Origin of the sequence: Microbacterium hydrothermale, from assembly GCF_004854025.1 — a bacterium.
Lineage (GTDB): Bacteria > Actinomycetota > Actinomycetes > Actinomycetales > Microbacteriaceae > Microbacterium > Microbacterium hydrothermale.
Map to the genome: position 1 here is coordinate 1 of NZ_STGM01000016.1, position 1,779 is coordinate 1,779.

At 54.7% G+C, this 1,779-nt stretch carries 1 rRNA gene; it reads left to right on the forward strand.

The features are described from left to right. The first annotated feature begins 243 nt into the window (after positions 1-243). Positions 244-1,765, forward strand: a 16S ribosomal RNA gene (locus tag FB047_RS16745). Positions 1,766-1,779 lie beyond the last annotated feature (14 nt).

Here is a 1,779-nt window from a genome sequence, read left to right on the forward strand (position 1 = left end):
GTAGGTCTTGGTGACTGTTTCTGTGGGTGCGTCCGTTCCTTGAGAACTCAACAGCGTGCACTTGTCAAATGCCAATTTATTCCTCGTCGGTCTGACTTTTGTTGGATTGCGAGAAATTCCTTTGGATCAAAGACCAGCCTCTTTTGGGGTTGGCATATGGATACGTCAGTAATGATGTTTCTCTTTGGTCAGTTTCAAACTCGCTGCGGTCACTGTTTTCCCGGTGGTTGTATGCATTTCTTTTTTACGGAGAGTTTGATCCTGGCTCAGGATGAACGCTGGCGGCGTGCTTAACACATGCAAGTCGAACGGTGAAGCCAAGCTTGCTTGGTGGATCAGTGGCGAACGGGTGAGTAACACGTGAGCAACCTGCCCTGGACTCTGGGATAAGCGCTGGAAACGGCGTCTAATACTGGATATGAGCCTCTTCCGCATGGTGGGGGTTGGAAAGATTTTTTGGTCTGGGATGGGCTCGCGGCCTATCAGCTTGTTGGTGAGGTAATGGCTCACCAAGGCGTCGACGGGTAGCCGGCCTGAGAGGGTGACCGGCCACACTGGGACTGAGACACGGCCCAGACTCCTACGGGAGGCAGCAGTGGGGAATATTGCACAATGGGCGGAAGCCTGATGCAGCAACGCCGCGTGAGGGATGACGGCCTTCGGGTTGTAAACCTCTTTTAGCAGGGAAGAAGCGAAAGTGACGGTACCTGCAGAAAAAGCGCCGGCTAACTACGTGCCAGCAGCCGCGGTAATACGTAGGGCGCAAGCGTTATCCGGAATTATTGGGCGTAAAGAGCTCGTAGGCGGTTTGTCGCGTCTGCTGTGAAATCCCGAGGCTCAACCTCGGGCCTGCAGTGGGTACGGGCAGACTAGAGTGCGGTAGGGGAGATTGGAATTCCTGGTGTAGCGGTGGAATGCGCAGATATCAGGAGGAACACCGATGGCGAAGGCAGATCTCTGGGCCGTAACTGACGCTGAGGAGCGAAAGGGTGGGGAGCAAACAGGCTTAGATACCCTGGTAGTCCACCCCGTAAACGTTGGGAACTAGTTGTGGGGACCATTCCACGGTTTCCGTGACGCAGCTAACGCATTAAGTTCCCCGCCTGGGGAGTACGGCCGCAAGGCTAAAACTCAAAGGAATTGACGGGGACCCGCACAAGCGGCGGAGCATGCGGATTAATTCGATGCAACGCGAAGAACCTTACCAAGGCTTGACATACACCAGAACGGGCCAGAAATGGTCAACTCTTTGGACACTGGTGAACAGGTGGTGCATGGTTGTCGTCAGCTCGTGTCGTGAGATGTTGGGTTAAGTCCCGCAACGAGCGCAACCCTCGTTCTATGTTGCCAGCACGTAATGGTGGGAACTCATGGGATACTGCCGGGGTCAACTCGGAGGAAGGTGGGGATGACGTCAAATCATCATGCCCCTTATGTCTTGGGCTTCACGCATGCTACAATGGCCGGTACAAAGGGCTGCAATACCGTGAGGTGGAGCGAATCCCAAAAAGCCGGTCCCAGTTCGGATTGAGGTCTGCAACTCGACCTCATGAAGTCGGAGTCGCTAGTAATCGCAGATCAGCAACGCTGCGGTGAATACGTTCCCGGGTCTTGTACACACCGCCCGTCAAGTCATGAAAGTCGGTAACACCTGAAGCCGGTGGCCCAACCCTTGTGGAGGGAGCCGTCGAAGGTGGGATCGGTAATTAGGACTAAGTCGTAACAAGGTAGCCGTACCGGAAGGTGCGGCTGGATCACCTCCTTTCTAAGGAGCATCTG